Consider the following 8483-nt stretch of genomic DNA (forward strand, 5'->3'; position numbering starts at 1 on the left):
GCTTCCGCAATAAAGAGCGGTTTGCCAATGCCATTTACTTCCATCTCGGCGGGTTGGATCTTTACCCTGATGGGATTACTAGATGATGGGCGCCCACTCAATCAGGGGAAGAGCCCTTTTTTTTGACAAAAGGCATTGACGGTGTGGGAGCTGCGCCCTTTCAACAGACGAATGTTTTCTGGCAGGGTGCACTGTTTCAAGCTTATCAGTCCGTGCAGATGGTCGGGCATGACCACCCATGCCTGCCAGATCAGCCGTTGCTCTGTTTCCAGACGCCGCATTTCCCGGATCAGCAGACGGGCCGCCTGAAATTCCTGAAAGACGGCCCGGCGCCTGTGGGTGACCAGGGTCAGGAAATAGTCCTGACCGGGTTGAGAAAAACGGCCTTTGCGTAAAGCGTTGTAGGACATCCTTGTCCTCCTTTGGATAACGGGTTGATCGTAGGTCGGGCTTCAGCCCGACGAGAATTTTGGGTGTTCCTCTGCGTAGGTCGGACTTCAGTCCGACAATCCCATGCGTCATGGCTTGCCTCCGGGCAGGCGCAGACCCGTTTTTTTCAGGATGCGGCTGCTGAAAAGGACTTCGTGGCCCAGGTCGTCATCTCCGAGCAGGGCGGCGATCTTCTCGACTTTCTGCATCACTTCTTCCCTGTCCCGGCCATGCACCATGGCGAACAGGTTGTAGTTCCACAACGGTGGGTGTTTGGGGCGATGGTAGGCGTGACTGACGAAATCCAGGGCGCCCACCCGTTCTCCGCAGGCCTGGATGCGGTCTTCGGGCACTTCCCAGACACTCATGCCGTTGCCGCGAAAGCCCAGGACATAATGGTTGGGTACGGCGCCGATGCGGCGGATGATGCCGGATTCCTGCATGGCCTGCATGCGCGCCATGACGGTGGCTTCGTCGCTGTCCACGTGCTCGGCTACCACGGCGTAGGGGCGCTCTGCCAGGGGCAGGCCGGCCTGGGTGGCTTCGATGATGGCGCGGTCGAGAGCGTCCATGCTCAGGCGGTTCCTGTCGGGTGTAAGCTAGGCCAGCGGGAGAGAACACCGAAAGCTTTTGTCGGGCTGAAGCCCGACCTACTGGGGGTGGTCTGTATCCGGGAATCGGTCATGCTCATACCTCGAAATGCAGGCCCACGAAGAATTCCTGCTGCTTGGGCATGTTGTAAATCGGATAGCCGGTGAGCGTCTCGATTTCCGCCAGTACTTCACTGATGCGCTCCGGCGTTTCTGTGGCCAGGACAAACCACATGTTCAGGTCGTGATCCCGGGCGTAGTTGTGGGCGACCTCGGGAAAGCTGTTGACCTGTTCCGCGACTTTGTCGAAATCTTCTTCGGGCACGGCCATGGCGCACAGACTCAGTCCACCGCCCATGCGTTCGGCATGGAACAGGGGGCCGAAACGGGACAGGCGTTTGTCATCCAGCATGGCTTTCAGGCGCCGGATCAGCTCCCTTTCATCGATGCCCAGCCCGGCAGCAGCCTGTTGGTAAGGGCGTTCGCTGATGGGGAAACCGAGTTGCAGGGTGTTGATGATGGCGCGATCGATGGCGTCCATGGAAGGTGTTGTTCCGGCAGGGTTAGAGGTATCTGGCACCACGTTGTTTGAAGCGCTCACCGCTAAACAATACCTCATGGGGGATGTCCTGCAAAGCTTCGGATTCCACCAGGCTGTCGAGGTAATTCAGCACCCGCTCCCGATCCTTGCCGTGAATCATGCAAAACAGGTTGTAGGGCCATTCCGGCAGGCGTCTGGGTCGCTGGTAGCACAGAGTCACGCAGGCGTGTCGTCCCAGTGCCTTGCCTACCCGGCGCGTCTGGTCATCGGGCACATCCCAGACCACCATGGCATTGGCGGTATAACCCAGTTCGTGGTGCCGCACGACGATGCCCATGCGCTTGATAACGCCGTCTTCCTGCATGGCCCGGATGCGCTGTATCACCGTTTCCTCGGGCATGTCCAGCTGCTTCCCCAGTTCGGCGTAGGGGCGGCTGCTCAGAGGCAGGCAGCCCTGGATGAGAGCCACCAGCCTGCGGTCCTGGGCATTCAGCACCACAGAGGGAACCCCAGGTCGATGTGATACTGCTGTTCCAGGGGTAGGTCCATGACGGCATAACCGGTGCGCCGCTGGATGTCCTGTATGACCTGCTGCAGGCGTTCCTGGTCCTTTGCGGTGATCACGAACCACAGATTGAACGCATGTTCCCGCTCGTAGTTGTGATTGACTTCCCCAAAGCTGCTGACGATGGTGGCAACTTGGCGCAGCTTTTCCACCGGGACGGACATGGCAGCCAGTGTGCTGGCGCCCAGCCGCTTGGGCTTGAATACCGGTCCCACCCGGCTGATGAATCCCTGATCCCTGAGCTTCTGCAGAATATCCAGCACCAGTGCCTCACTGGTGCCCAGCTGCTCGGCAATGTCCGCATAGGGCGTTGCGGTGAGGGGAAAGCCCTTCTGGTACTCGTTCAGCAGGCGCTTTTCCAGTGTGGACAGTTCCGGCTCGATATCTGTCGTGATGCTGGGATATTTCCTGACGGCAGGGGTGGCCATGGTCACAGTCCTGTCTTGTGGGCACGATCGGTGAAGAAGATGCCGCTGGGCTTTTGCGCCTTGAAGCGGGTTTTCAGCTTCATTGTGCGGGTGTCGTAGACCTGTATCTCATCCTTGTCGCGTACGGAAATCCACACTTCCTCGCCCCGGGGGGTGAATTCCATGTGCAAAGTGCCCTTGCCGGTTTTCAGGGTCTTGATTATTTTCAGGGTTTCACTGTCGATGACCTGCACCGTGTCATTGTCCGGAAAGGCAAAGTTGACCCACAGTTGCCGGCCGTCAGGACGGGCCATGACGAAGACCGGCTGGCCGTGGACGGGGATGCGTCCGGCTTCCTGCCAGTCGCCCATGTTCATCACCAGCACTTCGTGATGACCCACTGCGGGCAGAAAAGCACGGTCGCCCGCGACGGCCCAGCCTTCGAGATGGGGCATCTTGTATACCGGCAACTGTTTTTCACCCTTGCCGTAATGATCGAGTATGCGTTTCAGGCCTTTTTCCGGGTGCCACAGATCCAGCAGGGCCAGACCGTCTTCACCGAACAGGCCATTGATATAGTAACGGCCATCGGGCGTGATCAACCCGTCATAGGGCAGGCGCCCGGTATTGGTGAACTTGGTCAGCGCGGGCCTGGCCGGATCTGTCATGTCCAGAATCCAGGTCTCGCCCGTGTCGTAGAGGGCAAAGACGAAGCGCTGATCCGGAGCGTCCACCAGGCCAACGGTCTTGGAACGCTTGTCCTTGAAAGGTGTGGCGGGGATATCGGCCACCAGTGACAGGTCATCCGAGGAAAATACTTTCACGCCCCCCGGCGTGTAGTTGGATACAGCTACCAGCTTGCCGTCCTGGGAGATAGCGCCGCCAATGCTGTTGCCGCCCTGGAGCACCCGCTTGATGATCTTTCCGCAAAGAATGTCGATCTTGGTCAGGCCGCCATCCCGCCCGAAGACGTAGGCGTAGCGCTCATCCCGGGAGTAAACGGCGGATGCATGGGAGAGATCACCTAGACCCTGGATACGGGACAATACCTTGTGCGCGCTGGTATCGATGACGAGCACACTGCCGCTGGCACGTTCGACGATGATGCCCATATCGCCGGTGCCCCGGGTCAGGCAATCGCCCTGGACGACACCCTGAAGACTTATCAGCAGGAACAGCAGCAGGACTTTCATGGCCGGATGCCCTGTTTCAGCCGGGATGCCAGCCACAAAGCTTCTTCTCTGCTGAGAAAAGGCCGCCAGGGGGGCATGGGAGTGCCCGGGCGGCCATGGAGTATGGTCGAGCCGAGGGTTTCAGCGCTGTATGGTCGCAGGCGCCGGGGTGTCAGTGCAGGTCCCAGGCCACCTTCGAGCCGCATCCCGTGACAGGAACCGCAGTCGTGTTTCAGCAGATACAGCAGTTCTGCCTGGCGGGCAGCAGCCAGCTCTGCATGTGCAGAAGCCGTGTGGCAGGCGGTAATAATCACCGCCGCCAGCAGGGTCAGGCCAAGTCTGTTCATTCCATGCTCTCGGAGAAACTGGGTACGGTTTTCAATGTACCGGCAGCGCCGGTCGGCAACATTGATTGAGGTCAATTGCCCAGGCTTCACCTGACATGCACGATGCCCGTCATTTCCGGATGTGGACCACAACGGTAGGGAAAATCACCGGTTTGCTTGAATACGCGCTCGTAGGTATCACCGGGAAACAGGTAGTCCGGCTCGGGGTCACCCAGTTTCTCGAACCAGACACTGTGGTACTGGCGTTTTTCCCTGTTCGTCCAAATCACTTTGTCACCTTTGTTGATGGTGATTTCCGCCGGGGTGAACTTGAACTTGATGATGCTGACGTCTGTGACGCCTGGTTCGGCTGCCAATACGTTTGTGCCCAACCAGGTCAGGCAGATGAGCAGGATGAAAAGTACGGATTTTTTCATGCTTGGTTTACTCCCTCAGGACTGATGCAGTTCATGCCTAATCGAATCCTACCAAAAAAGGAAGCTGTACGGAGCGGTGTGGCAGGATTTGCGCCAGCCCTGGTATGCAAAAAGCCGGCAGGGCGGTACCTGCCGGCTTTCAAGATCCCGAAATCGGGGGTTATTTGCCTACGGCATTGATCTCGGCTTCCCCGTTGTCCAACCCAAGCTTGTAGCCCAGGGAGACATGGTGGAACCGGCCGTTGCTGTAGTCGTCATGAATGGCGAAGCCGAAGTTGTACAGCTTGCCAGGTTCGATATCCACGTCGCCTGGCTTGCCGGTCTTCAGGGCGCGTTTCATTTCCACCACCCAGGTATTTCCCTCTTTGTGGGCATTGGCCAGGAGTTCGCCGCCACCGCTCATGTGGCGCTGCTCGAGGACATAGCCGTTCTCGGTTTCACCCTTGCCGGACTTGTAGCGCATGAGATCCATGAAGATACCGGATTTCAGCAGCTCGCTGATCTCCTCAGGACTCTTGAGCTTGTCCCAGCCGCCGCGTTTCTTGCCACGGCGTCCCTTGACCTCGATCTTGGTACGGCTTTCCTTGAGGTATTTGGTCACGCCGTTCTTCAGGTCGATGACCTTGGCGGCCTCGCTGGCATCCAGGGTGGCCTGGTCGGGAGCATGAGGCATGTTGCGGGCGTCATGGTGGCAGGTGCCCCAGCAGCCGGCCCGGTCGGCGAATTCCACGTCGTCGGTGGCCAGCATGAAGGCGATCTTCATGGGATTTTCTGGGTCCATCTTGCCGCCTTCAACGAAGGGAACGGGCACGTGGTCTGTGCCTTCCCACTCGAAGCGCAGGTAGAGGTTGTCGGCGTCATGGGCCGCCTGTACTTTGACCGGGATGCTGCCGCGCTTGCCGGGAATGGGCGTTTCCTCGGCTTTTTCGCCGGTGACCATCTTCTTGCCCATGTCGGCAGTTTCTTTGTCGTGGCAGGTGAAACAGCGGTCGCCACCTTTGACGAAGGGGCGTGCACCACCATGGTCCCGGCCGTTGAGCACCCATTCGATGGATGTCTGGCTGGGATAGAACAGGGTGATTTCACGCTCGGGTGCATTGTCCCAGTTGACACCGAATCCCTCGCCGGCTGCTGCTGCAGGGCTGGCGGCGGCCGCTTCGCCTCCGGAAGCTGCGCCGGCACCCTGGGTCGCCAGTGCGGCAGCTACGGCTGCTTCGATGCGTTTCTTCTCTGCTTCCTTGGCAGCCTTGGCGGCTTCGCGGGCCTTTTCCTTCTCCGCTTTTTCTTTGGCGGCCTTTTCAGCGTCCATGGCTTCGACTTCTTTCAGGCCTGCCTTGTACATCTCCGGAACTTTCCGGATAAAGGCAGGATTGGGCGCCTCGAGATTTTCCAGTTCCTCGTCGGTGAGCAGTTTCCTCACGCTCTTGTGAGCGATGCCTTTGTGACAGTCGATGCAGGTCTGTCCGGTCTCAAAGGCGTTCAGATGCTGTTTGCGTGCCCTTGGACGCTGGAATTTGGGGTTCATGGATTCGAAATTGTGGCAGTTGCGACATTCCCTTGAATCCGTGTCCTTCATGGCGGCCCAGACGTGTTTTGCCAGTTCGAGACGCTTGGCATCGAATTTTTCCGGCGTATCCACATCTTTGACGATGAAGTGATGATACAGCTCATTGCTGGCCTGAATCTTGCGGATGACTTTGTAAATCCATTCCTTGGGTACATGGCAATCCGGACATTCGGCTCTCACGCCTGTTCGGTTGGAATAGTGAATGGTCGGCTTGTATTCCTGATAGACGTTGTCCTTCATCTCGTGACAGCCGATACAGAATTCCAGAGTATTGGTTTTCTCCATGGCCCAGTTAAAGCCACCCCAGAAGATGATGCCGAGGATAAAAAACAGGAAGGCTGCGCCGAAACCCAGCTTGCGTTTGGTATTGTCAGTCATGACTATTCACTCCGATGGCAATGCCAACAGACCAGTTGAAATGGATTGATGTCGGGTTTCCCTGCCCGCTGATCCGGATAGTCCAATCCGGATATGAAAAAAGGCGGGCATGAATCACAGCCCATACCCGCCTTTCTCAGTTCACGTTATAGACCGGTTGATCAGGTCACGTGATTTACGCGGTTGTACACGTTGAACTTGCCGGTAGGTGCATACAGGCCTTTGACACGGGCTTTCTCTTTGAGGGTTTTGGCATCAAAGATGATGATTTCACCATTCGGCTTCTTGGAGTCTCCGCGGTTCCAGACAGAAGTCCAGACTTCAGAACCATCGTCGTTGAACTCGATATGAACGGCAGCATTACCCTTCTTTTCGGTCAGGCGGATGGTTTTCACGATCTCATGGGTCTTCTTGTCGATGACCTGGATGGACTGCTTGACTTCATCGTCGGGTGACTTGGTCTGGTCAGCCCAAACGTACTGGGACTTGGGGTGGGTACGGATGAACACACCGGGGCCATCGGTTTCCACGGTATAACAGACCTTCCAGGCCTGGTCAGGGTGGCCGGCAGGATCGTTACCCCAGACGGTGATCAGGCCTACACCCAAGTGGGTTGTGCCGCCTACGGGACCGCATTTGGGATCGTTCCAGTTCGCGCCGGGACCGGGGTGGGGTTTCTTGTCCACGTCGATCATGGCTTCCAGCTTGCGCTCAACAGAGTCGATGACAACCATCTTGTTGGATGCGTTTGCGGCGATCTGGAAATAGCGACCGGTAGGATCGAAGAAACCGTCATGCAGGTACTTGGCACTGTTGATCTCGGTGATCTGCAGGTTGTCCAGATCACTGTAGTCCACCTGCCACATCTGCCCGAGTTCCTTCATGGAGACCAGCCAGGTAGGCGCATGGGGAGTGTCATATACGGCAGCCACGCGGGACTCGTTGACGTACTCGCCATCCACGTTTACGCCGCGTGCGGAGACCACTTTCAGGGGTTCCATGGTCAGCGCATCGAGAATGACGAAATGGGGCGGCCAGTAACCACCACCGATGACGTACTTGCCATCGCCGGATACGGCAACATCGCGTGCATCATAAGCTACCTGGGTCTGGGCGACCTTCATCTTGTCAGGTGTCTGCCACAGGTCCACCTTGGTCATCATGCCGTCACGGCCCATGACGTACCAGAAGCGGCCGGGGTTGGGGACGCTCATGCCTTCATGATGCTCTACGGCCTTGAGAACGTGTACCGCATAGCCGGTGGGGATATGGGCGATGACTTCTTTCTTGTCGCCGTCGATGATGGCGATCTTGCCTACATCGCGCTCGATCACGAGGAAGAAGTTCTTCCAGTTGCGGCCATGCAGGGGCTTGCTGGGATAATCCTTGGGATCCACGAATACCTTGTGACGTTCTTTCATCAGAGAAAGCGGCATTTCCGGTGGAATGGGTGGTGTCTGCTGAATGTAGGAGGCCATGAGACTGATTTCACTCTTCGACAGGATGTCGTCGAAGTTGTTCATGCCGCCTTCTGTTCCGTAAGTGATGATTTTTTCAAGACGTTTCTGACCCAGCTTGATGGTGTTTTTCGGCTCCAGGTTCTTGCCGGTTGCACCTTTACGCAAGGTGCCGTGACAGCCTGCGCAACGCTGGAAGTAGATCGATTTTCCTTTCTCAAAGTCCGCTTCGGACATTTTTGGTGCCTGGTTGGCAGCAGCGGCCGTGGTCGCAATACCGGAAATCGCAAGGCCAATGGCCATGCTCAATGCGGATATACGGTGATTGGTCTTAAACATGTCAGATTACCCCACAGTTGGTATATTGAGCCGAAAGAAATACCTCCGGCTCCCGAAAATATTACGCCCATTGTTTTTTACAATGATCGCTGCAGGGTAATGTGGACTCTGCCGGAAAAACTGACATTGACCTACGTCAAGCAAGGTTTTATTTAATTACTGAAGTTTCCCAGAAATTATTCAAGCCACCATGCGCAGCAGCACAGTGACCAGAGAATTTCCGGGGGGATTGCCGGGTTTGGGGCAAACCCTGGCAAAATTCTCATCCAAAGCTG

Annotated in this window: 10 protein-coding genes; all 10 read right to left on the reverse strand. The window is 57.0% G+C overall.

The annotated features are described in order from the left end of the window. Positions 1-101: 101 nt before the first annotated feature. Entirely contained in the window at positions 102-410 is a 309-nt protein-coding gene (locus ACOCD2_RS07845) for an REP-associated tyrosine transposase (protein WP_293652483.1), read from the reverse strand. A gap of 108 nt (positions 411-518) precedes the next feature. Then, complete coding sequence (locus ACOCD2_RS07850; RefSeq protein WP_293649320.1) at positions 519-1001, reverse strand: Lrp/AsnC family transcriptional regulator; 483 nt, start codon at positions 999-1001, stop codon at positions 519-521. 115 nt (positions 1002-1116) lie between these two features. After that, positions 1117-1560 (reverse strand): Lrp/AsnC family transcriptional regulator, encoded by a 444-nt coding sequence (locus ACOCD2_RS07855; protein ID WP_293649323.1) that lies wholly within the window; start codon positions 1558-1560, stop codon positions 1117-1119. 22 nt (positions 1561-1582) lie between these two features. Then, on the reverse strand, positions 1583-2059 hold the full coding sequence (locus tag ACOCD2_RS07860) for an AsnC family transcriptional regulator (protein ID WP_293649326.1): 477 nt from the start codon (positions 2057-2059) through the stop codon (positions 1583-1585). Further along, a complete protein-coding gene (locus tag ACOCD2_RS07865) occupies positions 2050-2553 on the reverse strand; it encodes an Lrp/AsnC family transcriptional regulator (RefSeq protein ID WP_293649329.1) in 504 nt (167 codons plus the stop codon). The genes ACOCD2_RS07860 and ACOCD2_RS07865 overlap by 10 nt, the downstream gene beginning before the upstream one ends. A gap of 2 nt (positions 2554-2555) precedes the next feature. Further along, a complete protein-coding gene (locus ACOCD2_RS07870; RefSeq protein WP_293652481.1) occupies positions 2556-3725 on the reverse strand; it encodes a cytochrome D1 domain-containing protein in 1170 nt (389 codons plus the stop codon). Beyond that, complete coding sequence (locus tag ACOCD2_RS07875; protein WP_293647831.1) at positions 3722-4051, reverse strand: c-type cytochrome; 330 nt, start codon at positions 4049-4051, stop codon at positions 3722-3724. Before ACOCD2_RS07875 ends, ACOCD2_RS07870 begins: the two co-directional genes overlap by 4 nt. Before the next feature lie 86 nt (positions 4052-4137). Continuing rightward, positions 4138-4467 (reverse strand): plastocyanin/azurin family copper-binding protein, encoded by a 330-nt coding sequence (locus tag ACOCD2_RS07880; protein ID WP_293647833.1) that lies wholly within the window; start codon positions 4465-4467, stop codon positions 4138-4140. 160 nt (positions 4468-4627) lie between these two features. Beyond that, on the reverse strand, positions 4628-6412 hold the full coding sequence (locus ACOCD2_RS07885; protein WP_293647835.1) for a NapC/NirT family cytochrome c: 1785 nt from the start codon (positions 6410-6412) through the stop codon (positions 4628-4630). Between the two features lie 161 nt (positions 6413-6573). Beyond that, on the reverse strand, positions 6574-8208 hold the full coding sequence (locus tag ACOCD2_RS07890; RefSeq protein ID WP_293647836.1) for a cytochrome D1 domain-containing protein: 1635 nt from the start codon (positions 8206-8208) through the stop codon (positions 6574-6576). Positions 8209-8483: the final 275 nt, after the last annotated feature.

The organism is Thiolapillus sp., assembly GCF_048562965.1.
GTDB lineage: Bacteria > Pseudomonadota > Gammaproteobacteria > Chromatiales > Chromatiaceae > Thiolapillus > Thiolapillus brandeum_A.